The sequence below is a fragment of the Streptomyces maremycinicus genome (assembly GCF_001184025.1).
GTDB classification, from domain to species: Bacteria; Actinomycetota; Actinomycetes; order Streptomycetales; family Streptomycetaceae; genus Streptomyces; species Streptomyces maremycinicus.
Genome location: NZ_BBYG01000015.1, coordinates 134,041 through 149,648, shown reverse-complemented (window position 1 = coordinate 149,648; position 15,608 = coordinate 134,041). Strand labels below are relative to the sequence as shown.

Here is a 15,608-nt window from a genome sequence, read left to right as displayed (position 1 = left end):
ACCGGCATGGCCGGGACCCTATCGGCCGCCGCCGCCCCCGCGGGGCGCGGGGTCCCACGGAACGGGCCCGGCGGGCGACGGCCCGCCGGGGCCCACTGCCGCGCGCGTCGCGTCAGCGTGCCTCGGCCGCGCGGACCTGCTCGGGCGTCGGCGCGGTGCCGCCCAGGTGGGCCGGCATCCACCAGGTGTCGTTCGCGTCCTTGGGACGGACGGGATAGGCGCGCTGAGCGGCCTCCAGGAGCTCCTGGACGCGCTCGCGCAGCTGCCGGGTGATCGCGCCCGCGTACTTGTCACGGGAGGCTTCGATGGCCTCGCCGACGCGGATGGTGACCGGGGTGTGGCTGCGCTTGAAGTTGCGCGGGTGACCCTTGGTCCACAGCCGCTGCGTACCCCACAGGGCCACCGGGATCAGCGGGACGCCGGCCTCCTGGGCCATCCGGGCCGCGCCCGACTTGAAGCTCTTCAGCGTGAAGGACTGCGAGATGGTGGCCTCGGGGAAGACCCCGACGATCTCGCCCGAGCGCAGCGACTCGAGAGCGTGCGCGTAGGCCGTCTCGCCCTGGTTGCGGTCCACCGGGATGTGCTTCATGCCGCGCATCAGCGGGCCGGAGATCTTGTGGCGGAAGACGGACTCCTTCGCCATGAAACGAACGAGACGTTTCTGCGGGAGCGCGGCCAGACCGTCGAAGATGAAGTCGAGGTAGCTGATGTGATTGCTGACCAGCACGGCTCCGCCCGAGCGCGGGATGTTCTCCGACCCCTTGCAGTCGATCTTGAGGTCCCAGACCTTGAACAACGTCTGGGCGAGGCCGACGACGGGGCGGTAGACAATCTCTGCCATGGGCGGGGCGAACCCTTCCTTCTCTTCGCCGGGGAGTCGCTCCCGACGGCAAAGTTACGCAGCCGTAGGTTTACGGCATCTCGCAGATCGTGCCCGAATAACGGCCGGGGAGCCAGCCCCAGTGCCCGGGAACCGCGAGATACTCGTCACTTCGGCCCCCTTGATCCACCTCGGGCTTTTAAGCCTCCTTTACTCCGCGCGTACCGCGACGCGCCGTACGAGCAGGTACATCTCGCATCCGAGGCAGTACCCGAAAGCGGCATTGAGGAACGCGGCCGCCAGTGCCGCCCCGGTCGCGGCCAGGCCGAGCCAGTGCGGACCCAGGGTGAGGCCGACGAGTCCGACGCCCGCGAACAGCAGACCCACCGCCTGCGCGAACCGCGGCGGCTCCGGCGCCTCGAAGTCCGTCGGCGGCCCGATCCGCGGGCGCACGGCCCTGCGGAACACCCAGCCGTACGGTGAGCGCCCGACCCCGCCCGCCGCGCCGAGCGCGAACGCCAGCGTCTGCAACGCCAGCAGCCAGGTGTTGCCGCTGATCAGCACGACCGCGAGTACTACGGTCGTCACGGCGGCCCCGAAGCGCGGGCCCCTCGCATCGATGTCCATGAATCAAGCATTCCGCAACGGAAACGATTCCTGGAGCCGGGAATCTTTGCAGTCTCGTGAACGCTGGAGGACCTGATGACCGGACTGCTGGTGTGCGTGGCGGTGCTCGCGGCGGCGAGCGCCTACGGAGCGCTGCACAGGCGGCGGAGCGGGAGGGTGCGGGTGCGCGGGCGCGACGACGGCAAACGGCTCGGGGCGGACCGGCTGGGCGGTGAACTCGGCGAACGGGCCACGCTGGTGCAGTTCTCCAGCGCCTTCTGCGCGCCCTGCCGGGCCACCCGCAGGGTCCTCGGCGAGGTGGCCGGAGTGGTCCCCGGAGTCACCCACATAGAGATCGACGCCGAGGCCCGTCTGGACCTCGTCCGTGAGCTGGACATCCTCAAGACGCCGACCGTGCTGGTGCTCGACGCCGACGGCCGCGTCGTGCGGCGCGCCACCGGCCAGCCCCGCAAGGCGGACGTCATCGCGGCGCTGGGGGAGGCCGTGTGAGCCGCCCGCGGGCAACGGTGAGGCATCTCCCAGATGCCGGAACGTACTTGACTGCGCGCACCACCTATCGTCAGCCTGACCGTATGCCTGAGGAACTCCTTCTCCACGGACGGGTCCACGTCGACCTGGTCCGTACCGCGAGCGCGCGCTGTCCGGGCCGTTGAGCACCCACGGCCCGGTCCGCCACTTCCCGCAGAAGGACACCCCCATGACGGCCACACCCGGCCTCGGCTCCCCTCGTCTGGCCTCTCCCGATCTCCTGCGCTCCGTCTTCCGGCGGCACGCCGCGGGGGTCGCCGTGATCACCGCCGCCGGTCCTGACGGCCCGGCCGGCTTCACCGCCACCTCGCTCAGCTCCGTCTCCGCCGAGCCCCCGATGCTCTCCTTCGGCATCGGCACCGGCGCCTCCAGCTGGCCGGCGGTGTCCCGGGCCGCGCACGTCGGCGTCCACATACTCGGCGAGCACCAGCAGGAGCTGGCCGCCACCTTCGCCAGGAGCGGCGCCGACCGCTTCGGCGCGCCGACCGCGTGGCGCGACGGCCCGCAGGGCGTCCCGGTCCTGGACGACGTGCTGGCGTGGCTGGTGTGCCGGGTCGTCGCGCGGGTCCCGGCGGGCGATCACCGCATCGTGCTGGCCGAGGTGGTGCTGGGTGACCCGGAGGGGGCGGGCCGTCCCTTGCTCTACCACCAGGGCCGGTTCACGGCCCTGCGGGATTGATCACGCCCGGCTCTCCTGCGAAGTCGTCGAGTTCCGATTACGCTGCGTTGCAAAGGTCACAGTTCAAAGCGCTTGCTTAGCGGGAACGAACTGGGTGTACTGACGAGTAATATTTCGGTCGGAGCGCGGGCCGCCCCGACCGGGATCGGCCGCTTGTGGCGCCTATGCTGCCTGGAAGAAGGCAGCCGAAAACTGACGATGCAGTAGGAGAGCCGGCGTGAGCTTGAGGATCGTTGTCACTGTGAAGTACGTGCCCGACGCCACTGGCGACCGGCACTTCGCCGATGACCTGACCGTCGACCGGGACGACGTGGACGGTCTGCTCTCCGAACTCGACGAGTACGCGGTCGAACAGGCGTTGCAGATCTCCGAGAACTCCGACGACGACGTGGAGATCACCGTCCTGACGGTGGGCCCCGAGGACGCCAAGGACGCGCTCCGCAAGGCCCTCTCCATGGGCGCCGACAAGGCGATCCACGTCGAGGACGACGACCTGCACGGCACCGACGCCATCGGCACATCCCTGGTGCTGGCCAAGGCGATCGAGAAGGCCGGCTACGACCTGGTCATCTCCGGCCTGGCCTCCACCGACGGCACCATGGGCGTCGTCCCGGCCCTGCTGGCCGAGCGTCTGGGCGTCCCGCAGGTCACCCTGCTCTCCGAGGTCTCCGTCGAGGACGGCACCGTCAAGGGCCGCCGGGACGGCGACGCCGCCTCCGAGCAGCTCGAGGCCTCCCTGCCGGCCGTCGTGTCGGTCACCGACCAGTCGGGCGAGGCGCGTTACCCGTCCTTCAAGGGCATCATGGCGGCCAAGAAGAAGCCGGTCGAGTCCTGGGACCTCTCCGACCTGGACCTGGAGGCCGAGGAGGTCGGTCTCGAGGGTGCCTGGACCGCGGTCGACAGCGCGACCGAGCGTCCGGCCCGCACCGCGGGCACGATCGTCAAGGACGAGGGCGAGGGCGGCAAGCAGCTCGCCGAGTTCCTCGCGGGCCAGAAGTTCATCTAAAGGCCCTTCGCCGACCGCCCCTCAACTTCGTTTCGCAGGAGAGCAATCCCATGGCTGAAGTCCTCGTCTTCGTCGACCACGTGGACGGTGCCGTCCGCAAGCCCACCCTGGAGCTGCTGACGCTGGCCCGCCGCATCGGCGAGCCCGTCGCCGTCGCCCTCGGCGCGGGCGCCGAGAACACCGCCGCCGCGCTGGCCGAGCACGGCGCCGTGAAGGTGCTGACCCACGACGCCTCCGAGTACGCCGACTACCTCGTCGTACCGAAGGTCGACGCGCTCCAGGCCGCCGTCGAGGCGGTCTCCCCGGCCGCCGTCCTCGTCCCGTCCTCCGCCGAAGGCAAGGAGATCGCCGCCCGTCTGGCGCTGCGCATCGGCTCCGGCATCATCACCGACGCCACCGACATCGAGGCCGGCGACGAGGGCCCGGTGGCCACCCAGTCGGTGTTCGCCGCGTCCTTCACCACCAAGTCCCGTGTCTCCAAGGGCACCCCGGTCATCACCGTGAAGCCGAACTCGGCCGCCGTCGAGGCCGCCCCGGCCGCCGGTGCCGTCGAGGCCCTCGCGGTGACCTTCTCCGCCCAGGCGACCGGCACCAAGGTCACCGGCCGTACGCCGCGTGAGTCGACCGGCCGCCCGGAGCTGACCGAGGCCGCGATCGTGGTCTCCGGCGGCCGCGGCGTCAACGGCGCCGAGAACTTCGCCCTCATCGAGTCCCTCGCCGACTCCCTGGGCGCGGCCGTCGGCGCCTCCCGCGCCGCGGTGGACGCCGGCTGGTACCCGCACACCAACCAGGTCGGCCAGACCGGCAAGTCCGTCTCGCCGCAGCTCTACATCGCCAACGGCATCTCCGGCGCCATCCAGCACCGCGCCGGCATGCAGACCTCGAAGACCATCGTGGCCGTCAACAAGGACGCCGAGGCCCCGATCTTCGACCTGGTCGACTACGGCGTCGTCGGCGACCTGTTCGACGTCGTCCCGCAGCTCACCGAAGAGATCAACACCCGCAAGGGCTGATCCCGGCAGTCGCGGTACTGTCCGAGGCCCCCGTGACCGCACAGGTCACGGGGGCCTCGGCTCATTCCAGGGTCAGCGTGGCCTGCACCGGCAGGTGATCGCTCGGGTACTGGCCGTCCAGGCGGAAGGTGTCGGTCCACTCACGGTGGACGGTGACCCCCGGCGTCGCCAGGATCCAGTCGATACGGTCCCCGTTCGGCGTCAGCGGCTTGTACCCGTGGTAGGTCGCATAGGCCCCGCCCCGCGCGCGTGCCGTGTCCCAGGTGTCCACCAGCCCGGCGGCCAGCAGCCGGTCGTAGACCGGATTGGCGTGGGCGACGGCGTTGAAGTCGCCGGTCAGCAGCAGGGGCAGGGAGCGGTCCAGGCGGGCCGTCCGTGCGGCGATCAGGTCGGCGGACCGCATCCGCGCGTACTGGCTGGCGTTGTCGAGATGGGTGTTGACGACGTAGAACTCCCGCCGGGCGCGCAGATCACGGAAGCGGACCCAGGTGACCATGCGGGGGTAGTCCGCCCCCCAGGTGTTGGAACCGAGCACCTCGGGTGTGTCGGAGAGCCAGAAGTGCGCGTGCTCGACCGGGGCGAGCCGACGGGTGTCGTAGAAGACGGCCACCGCCTCCGGGTCCTCCACGCTGCGGCCCTCGCCGATCCAGTCGTAGTGCGGACCGAGGTCGGCCTCGATGTCGCGCAACTGGGCCGGCAGGCCCTCCTGGGTGCCGACGACGTGCGGAGCCGCCCGGCGCAGCAGCGCACGCATCACCGGACGGCGCACCGGCCAGGTGTGGCCGTCCTTGGCGCCCGGGTAGCGCAGGTTGAAGGTCATGACCCTCAACGGCGGCACGGTCGAGGGCTGGAGCGCCCCGCGCGCCGGGCTCTCGTGCCGGGTGGCGGACGACCCCGCCGTGCCCAGCAGGGGCACGGTCGCCAGGACGGCCAGGGCCGTGCGCAGTCCCGCGCGCCGGGTCTGCCCGGTGGTGCCGGTCATATGTTTCCCTCCCTTGTGAGACAGGATGAAGGTGAGGACGGCTGTACGGAAGAGGGGGCCGGGGTGCCGGTGAGCGGAGGGACCGCGCCGTGGACAGGGTGTTGACCTGCCGGAAGCCGCCCGGATAACTTCGTTCTACGGATTGTTGATTCCGTACAGCGGAAAAACCGGAGGGTGTGGGAATGGGTCAGGGCCAGCACGAGACGGTCACGACGAGCCTCGCGGGCGCCGTCAGCGAGGAGATCAGCGCCTCCCTCGCCCCGGTCGACGCCGAACTCGACCGGCGCTACCCCGGCGACCCCGGGACCCGCCAGCCCGTCCACACCGTCTACGTCCCCGGCGACGCCTTCGACGCCGACACGATCCGCTCCTGGGGCGACCGGGCGCTCGCCGCCCTCGACGAGCACGCCCCCGACCCGGCCTCCTTCGCCGCCTGTCTCGGCCTCTCCCCGGACCTCGCCGAGCCCGTGTACACGCGCGTGCGGGCCAAGCTGGAGCGCGAGCCCGTCGAAGACCTCCGCGTCGACTTCGAGGACGGCTACGGCCCCCGCCCGGACGCCGAGGAGGACGCGGCCGCCGCCCGCGCGGCCCGGCTCGTGGCGGAGGCGCACACGAAGGGCACCGCGGCCCCGTACATGGGCATCCGCCCGAAGTGCATGGAGGCCGCGGTACGCGACCGGGGCATCCGCACCCTCGACATCTTCCTCACCGGCCTGACGGAGAGCGGCGGCCTCCCCGACGGCCTGGTCCTGACCCTCCCCAAGGTGACGTATCCGGAGCAGGTCACCGCGATGGTCCGGCTCCTGGAGGCCTTCGAGCGGGCGCGTGGCCTCGACGCCGGGCGGCTCGGCTTCGAGATCCAGATCGAGACCAGCCAGTCCATCCTCGCCACCGACGGCACCGCGACGGTCGCCCGCATGATCCAGGCCGCCGAGGGCCGTGCCACCGGACTGCACTACGGCACCTTCGACTACAGCGCCTGCCTCGGTGTCTCCGCCGCCTACCAGGCCAGTGACCACCCCGCCGCCGACCACGCCAAGGCGGTCATGCAGGTCGCCGCGGCCGGCACCGGCGTCCGCGTCTCGGACGGCTCCACCAACGTGCTGCCGGTCGGCCCCACCGCGCGGGTCCACGACGCCTGGCGCCTGCACTACGGCCTCACCCGCCGCGCCCTGTCCCGCGCCTACTACCAGGGCTGGGACATGCACCCCGGCCACCTCCCCACCCGCTACGCGGCCGTCTTCGCCTTCTACCGGGAGGGATTCGCCCAGGCCGCCGAGCGGCTCTCGCGGTACGCCGGCCGGGGCGGCGGAGACGTGATGGACGAGCCCGCGACCGCCAAGGCCCTCAGCGGCTACCTGCTGCGCGGCCTGGACTGCGGCGCCCTCGACCTCGCCGAGGTGACCGAAGCGAGCGGGCTGACCCGGGCGGCCCTGGAGGGCTTCGCCACGCCGCGCCGCGGAGATCTGACGGTCTCCGCGCCGTAGCGGCGGCGGGCCGGAGGAACAGGGCGGGCGGGGCGTCCCCGCCCGGCACCGGTACCGCACCGCGATACCGCGACCCCTGCTCCACCGGCCGCCGTTCAGGAGCTACGACCGCTGCGGGAGTTCGTACGGGCGCGTGATGATCTCCATGCCGTGCCCGGCCGGATCCATGAAGTACACGCCCCGGCCGCCGTGATGGTGGTTGATCTCACCCGGCTGCCTGCCGTGCGGATCGGCGAAATACGTGATCCCCGCCCGCTCGATCCGCTCGAAGGCCGCGTCGAACTCCTCGTCCGAGACGAGGAACGCGTAGTGCTGCATGACGATCGACTCCGCCGGGATGCTCGCGAAGTCCAGGGTGACACCGTTGCTGGTGTTCACCGGGACGAACGGGCCCCACTCGGGACCGACTTCGAGTCCCAGGATGTGGGCGAGGAACTCGGCGGACTCCCGGTTGTCGCGGGAATGGACGATGGTGTGGTTCAACTCGACTGACATGTGTGGAATGCCTCCGTAAGGCAAACTCACGGGCGCCTCCATGCCTCACCCGGTCGGTGACCGACACGCGACGCCGTCCGGTCATTTTATCGGACGTGCAGGTGCTCCAGGCCGGACGCGGTCACCCACTTCTCGTCCGCGAACAGTCGGGTGCCCTGCTCGCAGCGGCGTGCGTCGGCCCGCGCGCGGGTGCAGAACTCCTCCGGGGTCGTCCCGAAAAGCTGCCGCAACGCCCTGGACCGTGCGAGGAGTTCGGTGATCAGCGCACGCTGCCCCGGATGGCGGCGGGGGACGCCGTCACCGTCGTGCAGCACGCCATGGTGGTTCACGTACGCGAACGCGTCGAGGAGGGTCTCGCCGTTCTCCAGCTCGACCCGGAAGCCCGGCGCGGGCAGCAGGACCCGGTCGTAGTTCGGCTCCGTGGCATCGATCAGGGCGAGTTGTTCCGGGTCTAGCCAGATGACGAACAGCTCCCGTGTGACGGCGGGGGCGGCGACGGGGGACGCGGACACATAGCCGAGGCGGCTGACGTGCGCGGAGACGCCGATGTCGAGTCCCGTCACCCGCGCCTTCACCATGGGGACCGCCGACGTGACCCCGAACTCGTCCATCTTGTGGCGCAGTTGGGCGGGACTGGCGTTGGAGCCGACGGCTACGACCGGAGTGCGGCCGGGATGCGTCAGCCGGTCCAGCGGCAGCAGCTCGTCCCCCAGGAGCAGCCCGGACCCGGCCGGCCAGGCGCCGGGATAGCTCAGCGGGTGGTCGCGCGGCGCGTCGGCCAGGCCCAGCGCCCGAAGGCTGCGGTGTGCGTCGGGGGCGTCCACGGCCGTCTCAGTCGGCCGGCGGCAGCTCGCCCGAGCCGCGGGTGACGAGCCGGGTGGGCAGTTCGATGCGCTCGGGGGTGATCAGCGTCCCGTCCAGCTGCCCGAACAGGCGCTCGGCGGCGGTCCGGCCGAGCGCGGCCGCGTCCTGCGCGACCACCGTGACCCCCGGCTGGAGCAGGTCGGCGAGCTCCAGGTCGTCGAAGGCCACCAGGGCGACCGGCCGGGCCCGCTCGGCGAGCACCCGGATCACGGTGACCGTCACCCGGTTGTTGCCCGAGAAGATCGCCGTGACCGGCGCGGGACCGGACAGCATCTCCTCGGCCGCGCGGCGCACCCGCAGCGGATCGGTGGCGCCCAGCGACATCCAGGCGTCCTCGACCGGTATGCCGGCGTCCTCCATCGCCGCCCGGTAGCCGCGCAGCCGCTCGGCCGCGGTGTGGATGCGGGGCATGTCGCCGATGAAGCCGATCCGGCGGTGCCCGTGCGACACCAGATGGGTCACGCCCTCGCGGGCGCCGCCGAAGTTGTCCGACAGGACGCAGTCGGCGTCGATCTGTCCGGCCGGCCGGTCCACGAACACCGTGGCGACGCCCGCCTTGATCTCGGGCTCGAGATACCGGTGGTCGTCACCTGCCGGGATCACCACCAGGCCGTCCACCCGGCGCGCGCACAGTGCCAGCGCCAGCTCCTGCTCCCGGTCCGGGTCCTCGGCGCTGGAGCCGTTGATGAGCAGGGCGCCGTGGGCGCGGGCCACCTCCTCCACCGCGCGGCTGAGCGGCCCGTAGAACGGGTCGGCGAGGTCCTCCAGGACCAGGCCGATGCTGGCCGTGCTGCCCTTGCGCAGCACCCGGGCGCTGTCGTTGCGGCGGAAGCCGAGCGCGTCGATGGCCTCCTGGACCCGGCGTTCCGTCTCGGGTGTGACCCCCGGCTCGCCGTTCACCACGCGCGAGACCGTCTTGAGGCCCACTCCGGCGCGAGCGGCGACGTCCTTCATGGTGGGACGGTTGCCGTAGCGGCTCTCGGGCCTGCGCTGCGTCTCGGGCACGATGCTGTGTCCTGTCCTGTCGTCCACGGGAGGTCGGCCCTGCACTCCGTCCGCGAGATGTTGCGCACGGGGGTGCGAGGGTCCCAGGGTGTGTATGAGGATGTGGCGTCGAGCATAGAGCCTGGACAACGTTGTCAAGTGCGGGAGACACTGTCCACCGCACTTCCGGCCCGCGTCCCCCAATCGCTGGACCGGCCAGCCCTTTTCATGGTGGACCGGGAGAAACCAGACTGATGTACACCGACCTCGTGGCCGCGCTCGACATCGGCGGCACCAAGATCGCCGGAGCGCTGGTGGACGGCGACGGCACGATCCTGGCCCGCGCTCAGCGCCCCACGCCCGCCCAGGAGCACGGCGACACCGTCATGCGGGCCGTCGAGGAGACGCTGGCGGAGCTGACCGCGGCTCCGCTGTGGGGGCGCGTCCGGGCGGTCGGCATCGGCAGCGCGGGGCCGGTGGACGCCTCGGCGGGTACGGTCAGCCCGGTGAACGTGCCCGGCTGGCGTGACTTCCCGCTGGTCGACCGGGTCCGGGCGGCGACGGGGAACCTCCCGGTCCAGCTCATCGGCGACGGCGTGGCCATCACGGCGGCCGAACACTGGCAGGGCGCCGCCCGCGGCCACGACAACGCGCTGTGCATGGTGGTCTCGACCGGCGTGGGCGGCGGTCTGGTCCTGGGCGGCCGACTGCACCCCGGCCCCACCGGCAACGCCGGCCACATCGGCCACATCAGCGTCGAACTCGACGGAGACCCGTGCCCGTGCGGCGCGCGCGGCTGTGTGGAGCGCATCGCCAGCGGCCCCAACATCGCCCGCCGGGCCCTGGAGAAGGGCTGGACGGCCGGCCCCGACGGTGACGCCTCCGCCGCCGCGGTGGCCGCCGCCGCCCGCGCGGGCGATCCGGTCGCCGTGGCCTCCTTCGAACGGGCCGCCCAGGCCCTGGCCGCAGGTATCGCGGCCACCGCGACCCTGGTCGAGATCGACATCGCGGTGATCGGCGGGGGCGTCGGCAAGGCGGGCGAGGTGCTCTTCGCCCCGCTGCGCCGGGCGCTCCGCGACTACGCCACCCTCTCCTTCGTCCAGCGCCTGACGGTGACGCCCGCGCAGATGGGCACGGACGCGGGCCTGGTGGGAGCGGCCGCGGCGGCCCTGGAGGCGAGCGCGGGGGCCACGGCGGCGGGGGTCTGACACCGACGGCGGTGGCGACGGGGGCCGCGGTTGTCCCGGAAGGAACGTTCCGGCCGCCCAGCCGCTCCAGGCGGGGACGGCCTCGCGGGACCGCCGCCGGAGGGCGGGGACACCGTCCGTGCCGGTCCGGGACACCGTCCGTGCCGGTCCGGGACACCGTCCGTGCCGGTCCGGGACACCGTCCGTGCCGGTCCGGGACACCATCCCCCCGGCCCCCGACGGCGCAGGCCGTGTCCCGGTCGCCCCACCTGCCCACGGTCCGCCACAGCGCCTCGGACAGGCCGTCCGGGCGCCCCGCGGCCGACCACAGGGCATGGCGAAGCTCCTTCGAACCGTCGGTGACCACGGCGTTCTCGCCGCGTGACGGTCGATCGTGCGCGTGGATCCCGCGGGTGACGCGTGACCCCGCCCCCGTCGGCGGCGTTGATCCCCGCATGAAGAAGCGCAGCATGCTCGCCATCGCCTCCCTCGCCACCGGCTTCGTCGTCGCGGCGATCTCCCCCTCGCACGGCCTCGGCGGTGCGGACCTCGAAGGACTGAACGTGGGCGACACCCTCAGCACGCTCGACCACACCATCGCCAGCGACAGCCTGGCCATCGACGAGGACGCCCTGGGGCAGGACCACTGACCGAACGGATCGGACCGGTTCGGACCGGTTCGAACCGAACCCCATCGGACCGGATCTGACCGAACCGAACCGGACCGAATCGGATCGGAACGGATCGGACCGGTCCAGGGCCACGGACGCCGTGGCGCGGGCACCCCACCGCGAGGGGGCCGACGCCACGGCGTCCGTGCGCCCTCAACGGGAACTGGTTTCCGTGGCAGGGTGGAGCGGGCAAGCCACAGGGGGCCAACAGAAGAGGGGGACATGTGACCGTCGTCTGGATCAACGGCGCGTTCGGTGCGGGGAAGACCACCACCGCACGGGAATTGATCGACCTGATCCCGAACAGCACGCTCTTCGACCCCGAGGTCATCGGCGGAGCACTTCCGTACCTGCTGCCGCCCAAACGTCTCGCCGAGGCCGGCGACTTCCAGGACCTGCCGATCTGGCGACGGCTCGTGATCGACACGGCGGCCGCGCTGCTCGCCGAGCTGGGCGGCACCCTCGTCGTCCCCATGACCCTGCTGCGCCAGGAGTACCGCGACGAGATCTTCGGCGGTCTCGCCGCCCGCCGGATCCCCGTCCGGCATGTGCTCCTCGCCCCGGGGGAAACGATCCTGCGCGAGCGAATAGCCGCCCGCGAGGTCCCCCCGGACCTCCCCGACGGCGAGATACGGATCCGCCAGTGGTCGTACGACCACATCGAGCCGTACCACGTGGCCCTCGCCTCCTGGCTCACCGCCGACGCCCACCCCGTCGACAACGGAGTCCTCACCCCGCGGCAGACGGCCGCCCGGATAGCCGAGGCCGTGGGCAGCGGCGCCGTGGCCGTGTGCGACATCGTGCAGACGCCCGAGCCCACCGCCGAGACGGTGGCCGCCGGGGTGCTCCTCTTCGACGAGCGCGACCGGGTACTGCTCGTCGACCCGACGTACAAGCCCGGCTGGGAGTTCCCCGGCGGAGTGGTGGAGCCCGGCGAGGCGCCCGCGCGCGCGGGCGTGCGCGAGGTCCTGGAGGAGACCGGGATCCGGCTCGACGACCTGCCCCGCCTCCTGGTCGTCGACTGGGAACGGCCGACGCCCCCCGCCTACGGGGGACTGCGCCTCCTCTTCGACGGCGGACGCCTCGACGCCACCGCGGTCGCGGGGCTGCTGCTGCCCGGCCCCGAGCTGCGGGCCTGGCGCTTCGTCACGGAGGAGGAGGCGGCCGGTCTCCTGCCGCCGGTCCGCTACGAGCGGCTGCGCTGGGCGCTACGAGCTCGCGAGCGCGGAGCGGCGCTGTATCTGGAGGCGGGCGTACCGACGACCGAGTGAGCGCTCGGCAGCGCGCGAGGGTACTTCGGGTCCTCCGACACCGGCCGTGTTCCCGGGAGTCCACCGCGTCGGCCGACCGGACACGCCGAGAGGGCCCCGCCCGGTGGGTGAGGCCCTCCGGTGACGGCGATCGCGGCTCAGCCGGCCGCGTAGTTGCGCAGGAACAGGGCTTCCGCCACCGACAGGCGCTCCAACTCCTGAGGAGACACGCTCTCGTTGACCGCGTGGATCTGCGCCTCCGGCTCGCTCAGGCCGATGAGGAGGATCTCCGCCTTCGGGTAGAGCGAGGCCAGGGTGTTGCACAGCGGGATGGAACCACCCTGACCCGCGTACTGCATGTCCTGACCGGGGTAGGCGACCGACATCGCGTCGGCCATCGCCGCGTACGCCGGGCTGGAGGTGTCGGCGCTGAACGCCTGGCCCTGACCGACCTGTTCGGTGCTCACCCGCGCGCCCCACGGCGTGTGGGCCTCCAGGTGGGCCTGGAGCAGCTTCGTCGCCTCGGCCGCGTCCACGCCCGGCGGCACCCGGAGGCTGACCAGCGCACGGGCACCCGCCTGCACGGACGGGGTGGCGCCGAGGACCGGCGGGCAGTCGATGCCCAGGACGGTGACGGCGGGGCGGGCCCAGATACGGTCGGAGACCGTGCCGGAGCCGATCAGACCGACACCGTCCAGGACCTTGGCGTCCTGGCGGAACTGCGCCTCGTCGTACTGGAGGCCTTCCCAGCGCGCGTCGTCGGTGAGGCCGTCGACGGTCGTGGAGCCGTCCTCGGCGCGCAGCGAGTCCAGCACCCGGATCAGCGCGGCCAGCGCGTCCGGCGCGGCCCCGCCGAACTGGCCGGAGTGCAGATTGCCTTCGAGCGTGTCGACCTGGACCCGCACCATGGTCATACCGCGCAGGGTGGAGGTGACGGTCGGCAGACCCCTGCGGAAGTTGCCCGCGTCCCCGATGACGATGGTGTCGGCCGCCAGCAGGTCGGGGTGTTCTTCGGCGTACCGCTCCAGACCGCCGGTGCCCTGCTCCTCGGAGCCCTCCACGATCACCTTCACGGCGACCGGGACGCCTCCGTTCGCCTTCAGAGCGCGCAGCGCGAGCAGGTGCATGATCACGCCGCCCTTGCAGTCGGCGCTGCCGCGGCCGTACCAGCGGCCGTCCCGCTCCGTCAGCTCGAACGGCGGGGAGGCCCAGCCCGCCTCGTCCAGCGGCGGCTGCACGTCGTAGTGGGCGTAGAGAAGGACCGTCCGGGCACCGGCGGGGCCCGGCAGACATCCGTACACCGACTGCGTGCCGTCGGGGGTGTCGAGCAGGGCCACGTCCTGGAAGCCCTCGGCGCGCAGCGCGTCCGCGATCCAGTTCGCGGCGGCCTCGCTCTCGCTCTTGGGGAAGTGGTCGAAGTCCGCCACCGACTTGAAGGCCACCAGCTCGGTGAGCTCCGCCCGTGCCCTGGGCAGCAGCGAGGCGACGGTCTCGGCGACCGGATTCGACGACATGGGCACGCTCCTTGTAGGTGCGACGTTGTACTGGTGTGTACTGGTCCGTACGGGTGACCGTGCGAGCGTACGCGCCCGCCAGGATGTGGGACGCGCACGCCGCCGATCCTCCCACAGCGGACCGTGGCGATCTCCGCCGTAGGATGCGGGGGACAGGTGCGGCAAGCGGCTTGATCAGGAGCAGTAGACCATCGTGAGCAGCGAGAACTCTCCGGCGGACGACGAGAACTCTTCGGCGGACGACGCGCGGCAGGTGTGGGACGTCGTCGTGGTGGGCGCGGGCCCCGCAGGGGCTTCGGCCGCCTACGCGGCGGCGGTCACGGGACGGCGGGTGCTGTTGCTGGAGAAGGCGGAGCTGCCCCGCTACAAGACGTGCGGCGGCGGCATCATCGGCCCCTCCCGTGACGCGCTGCCACCCGGCTTCGAACTCCCCTTCCGCGACCGGGTGCACGCGGTGACCTTCTCGAACAACGGGCGCTTCACCCGCACCCGGCGCTCCCGGCAGATGCTGTTCGGGCTGATCAACCGGCCGGAGTTCGACCACCAGCTCGTCGAGCACGCCCAGAAGGCGGGCGCCGAGCTGCGCACCGGCGTCACCGTGCAGCGGGTCGAGCAGCACGGCTCGGCGGTGCCGGACCGGCGCACGGTCGCGGTCGTCCTCCAGGGCGGCGAGACGCTCCTGGCGCGCGCGGTGGTCGGCGCGGACGGCAGCGCGAGCCGCATAGGGGCTCATGTCGGGGTGAAGCTCGACCAGGTGGATCTCGGTCTGGAGGCGGAGATCCCGGTGCCGGAGACGGTCGCCGAGGACTGGAAGGGCCGCGTCCTCATCGACTGGGGTCCGATGCCCGGCAGCTACGGCTGGGTGTTCCCCAAGGGCGACACGCTGACGGTCGGTGTCATCTCGGCGCGCGGCGAGGGCGCGGCGACCAAGCGCTACCTCGAGGACTTCATCGGGCGGCTCGGCCTCGCCGGTTTCGAGCCGAGCATCTCCTCCGGCCATCTGACCCGCTGCCGGGCCGACGACTCCCCGCTGTCACGCGGCCGGGTCGTCGTGTGCGGTGACGCGGCGGGGCTGCTGGAGCCGTGGACCCGCGAGGGCATCTCCTTCGCCCTGCGCTCGGGCCGGCTCGCCGGCGAGTGGGCGGTGCGCATCTCCGAGGCGCACGACGCGGTGGACGCCCGTCGGCAGGCCCTGAACTACGCCTTCGCCATCAAGGCCGGCCTCGGCGTGGAGATGAGCGTCGGCAAGCGGCTGCTCACGCTCTTCGAGCGCCGCCCCGGACTGTTCCACGCCGCCCTCACCGGTGTCCGCCCCGCCTGGCGGGCGTTCACCGACATCACCCGCGGCCGGACGACCCTGGGGGAGCTCATCCGCTCCCACCCGATGGCCCAGCGGGCACTGAGCGCGGTGGACCGGCGGCAGGCGGCCACGGCCGAGCCGGTGGCCGAGGAGAGCGGCTCCTGACCCTGCCCCTGCCCCCCCCGACCCGAGGGGCACGGA

General features: G+C 72.3%; 16 protein-coding genes. 9 read left to right on the top strand and 7 right to left on the bottom strand.

Annotated features, from left to right (window positions below; all coding sequences use genetic code 11):
* Positions 1-112: 112 nt before the first annotated feature.
* Complete coding sequence (locus AOQ37_RS21450) at positions 113-841, bottom strand: lysophospholipid acyltransferase family protein (RefSeq protein WP_062646217.1); 729 nt, start codon at positions 839-841, stop codon at positions 113-115.
* Between the two features lie 189 nt (positions 842-1,030).
* Positions 1,031-1,447 (bottom strand): DUF4395 domain-containing protein, encoded by a 417-nt coding sequence (locus AOQ37_RS21445; protein WP_062646216.1) that lies wholly within the window; start codon positions 1,445-1,447, stop codon positions 1,031-1,033.
* A gap of 75 nt (positions 1,448-1,522) precedes the next feature.
* Between AOQ37_RS21445 and AOQ37_RS21440 the strand changes: the two genes are divergently transcribed.
* The 4 genes from AOQ37_RS21440 to AOQ37_RS21425 all read left to right on the top strand — a co-directional run bounded on the left by AOQ37_RS21440 (position 1,523) and on the right by AOQ37_RS21425 (position 4,673).
* Positions 1,523-1,936: a TlpA family protein disulfide reductase gene (locus AOQ37_RS21440; RefSeq protein ID WP_062646215.1), complete on the top strand. Its 414-nt coding sequence runs from the start codon at positions 1,523-1,525 to the stop codon at positions 1,934-1,936.
* 208 nt (positions 1,937-2,144) lie between these two features.
* Complete coding sequence (locus tag AOQ37_RS21435) at positions 2,145-2,654, top strand: flavin reductase family protein (RefSeq protein WP_062646214.1); 510 nt, start codon at positions 2,145-2,147, stop codon at positions 2,652-2,654.
* A 217-nt stretch (positions 2,655-2,871) separates the two neighbouring features.
* Entirely contained in the window at positions 2,872-3,660 is a 789-nt protein-coding gene (locus AOQ37_RS21430) for an electron transfer flavoprotein subunit beta/FixA family protein (RefSeq protein ID WP_028806184.1), read from the top strand.
* 50 nt (positions 3,661-3,710) lie between these two features.
* Positions 3,711-4,673, top strand: coding sequence for an electron transfer flavoprotein subunit alpha/FixB family protein (locus AOQ37_RS21425; protein WP_062646213.1), 963 nt, complete (start codon positions 3,711-3,713; stop codon positions 4,671-4,673).
* A gap of 61 nt (positions 4,674-4,734) precedes the next feature.
* Here the strand turns inward: AOQ37_RS21425 and AOQ37_RS21420 are convergent, their stop codons facing one another.
* Positions 4,735-5,655, bottom strand: coding sequence for an endonuclease/exonuclease/phosphatase family protein (locus AOQ37_RS21420; protein ID WP_062646212.1), 921 nt, complete (start codon positions 5,653-5,655; stop codon positions 4,735-4,737).
* 182 nt (positions 5,656-5,837) lie between these two features.
* On the opposite strand from AOQ37_RS21420, the gene AOQ37_RS21415 reads away from it, so the two are divergent.
* Positions 5,838-7,142 (top strand): DUF6986 family protein, encoded by a 1,305-nt coding sequence (locus tag AOQ37_RS21415; RefSeq protein WP_062646211.1) that lies wholly within the window; start codon positions 5,838-5,840, stop codon positions 7,140-7,142.
* 102 nt (positions 7,143-7,244) lie between these two features.
* Here AOQ37_RS21415 and AOQ37_RS21410 read toward each other — a convergent pair whose 3' ends face one another.
* From AOQ37_RS21410 to AOQ37_RS21400, 3 genes are all read right to left on the bottom strand, one after another.
* Positions 7,245-7,637, bottom strand: coding sequence for a VOC family protein (locus tag AOQ37_RS21410; RefSeq protein WP_062646210.1), 393 nt, complete (start codon positions 7,635-7,637; stop codon positions 7,245-7,247).
* Between the two features lie 86 nt (positions 7,638-7,723).
* Positions 7,724-8,461: a hypothetical protein gene (locus AOQ37_RS21405; protein ID WP_062646209.1), complete on the bottom strand. Its 738-nt coding sequence runs from the start codon at positions 8,459-8,461 to the stop codon at positions 7,724-7,726.
* Between the two features lie 7 nt (positions 8,462-8,468).
* Positions 8,469-9,506, bottom strand: a complete 1,038-nt coding sequence (locus tag AOQ37_RS21400) for a LacI family DNA-binding transcriptional regulator (protein ID WP_062646561.1) — start codon at positions 9,504-9,506, stop codon at positions 8,469-8,471.
* A gap of 233 nt (positions 9,507-9,739) precedes the next feature.
* On the opposite strand from AOQ37_RS21400, the gene AOQ37_RS21395 reads away from it, so the two are divergent.
* The 3 genes from AOQ37_RS21395 to AOQ37_RS21385 all read left to right on the top strand — a co-directional run bounded on the left by AOQ37_RS21395 (position 9,740) and on the right by AOQ37_RS21385 (position 12,614).
* Positions 9,740-10,693, top strand: coding sequence for an ROK family protein (locus tag AOQ37_RS21395; protein WP_062646208.1), 954 nt, complete (start codon positions 9,740-9,742; stop codon positions 10,691-10,693).
* Between the two features lie 434 nt (positions 10,694-11,127).
* Positions 11,128-11,322 carry a hypothetical protein gene (locus tag AOQ37_RS21390; RefSeq protein WP_062646207.1) on the top strand — a complete coding sequence of 65 codons (195 nt, stop codon included), beginning with the start codon at positions 11,128-11,130 and terminating at the stop codon, positions 11,320-11,322.
* 245 nt (positions 11,323-11,567) lie between these two features.
* Positions 11,568-12,614 (top strand): NUDIX hydrolase, encoded by a 1,047-nt coding sequence (locus tag AOQ37_RS21385; RefSeq protein WP_062646206.1) that lies wholly within the window; start codon positions 11,568-11,570, stop codon positions 12,612-12,614.
* Positions 12,615-12,751: 137 nt separating this feature from the next.
* On the opposite strand, the gene AOQ37_RS21380 is transcribed toward AOQ37_RS21385, so the two are convergent.
* Positions 12,752-14,107: a dipeptidase gene (locus AOQ37_RS21380; RefSeq protein ID WP_062646205.1), complete on the bottom strand. Its 1,356-nt coding sequence runs from the start codon at positions 14,105-14,107 to the stop codon at positions 12,752-12,754.
* 193 nt (positions 14,108-14,300) lie between these two features.
* On the opposite strand from AOQ37_RS21380, the gene AOQ37_RS21375 reads away from it, so the two are divergent.
* Positions 14,301-15,572 (top strand): geranylgeranyl reductase family protein, encoded by a 1,272-nt coding sequence (locus AOQ37_RS21375; protein ID WP_062646204.1) that lies wholly within the window; start codon positions 14,301-14,303, stop codon positions 15,570-15,572.
* Positions 15,573-15,608: the final 36 nt, after the last annotated feature.

Bases quoted from the DNA above. Each gene is read 5' to 3' on its own strand.
- AOQ37_RS21380 (WP_062646205.1), bottom strand. From the start codon at position 14,107: ATGTCGTCGAATCCGGTCGCCGAGACCGTCGCCTCGCTGCTGCCCAGG.
- AOQ37_RS21425 (WP_062646213.1), top strand. From the start codon at position 3,711: ATGGCTGAAGTCCTCGTCTTCGTCGACCACGTGGACGGTGCCGTCCGC.
- AOQ37_RS21390 (WP_062646207.1), top strand. From the start codon at position 11,128: ATGAAGAAGCGCAGCATGCTCGCCATCGCCTCCCTCGCCACCGGCTTC.
- AOQ37_RS21410 (WP_062646210.1), bottom strand. From the start codon at position 7,637: ATGTCAGTCGAGTTGAACCACACCATCGTCCATTCCCGCGACAACCGG.
- AOQ37_RS21415 (WP_062646211.1), top strand. From the start codon at position 5,838: ATGGGTCAGGGCCAGCACGAGACGGTCACGACGAGCCTCGCGGGCGCC.
- AOQ37_RS21440 (WP_062646215.1), top strand. From the start codon at position 1,523: ATGACCGGACTGCTGGTGTGCGTGGCGGTGCTCGCGGCGGCGAGCGCC.
- AOQ37_RS21445 (WP_062646216.1), bottom strand. From the start codon at position 1,447: ATGGACATCGATGCGAGGGGCCCGCGCTTCGGGGCCGCCGTGACGACC.
- AOQ37_RS21450 (WP_062646217.1), bottom strand. From the start codon at position 841: ATGGCAGAGATTGTCTACCGCCCCGTCGTCGGCCTCGCCCAGACGTTG.
- AOQ37_RS21435 (WP_062646214.1), top strand. From the start codon at position 2,145: ATGACGGCCACACCCGGCCTCGGCTCCCCTCGTCTGGCCTCTCCCGAT.
- AOQ37_RS21395 (WP_062646208.1), top strand. From the start codon at position 9,740: ATGTACACCGACCTCGTGGCCGCGCTCGACATCGGCGGCACCAAGATC.
- AOQ37_RS21420 (WP_062646212.1), bottom strand. From the start codon at position 5,655: ATGACCGGCACCACCGGGCAGACCCGGCGCGCGGGACTGCGCACGGCC.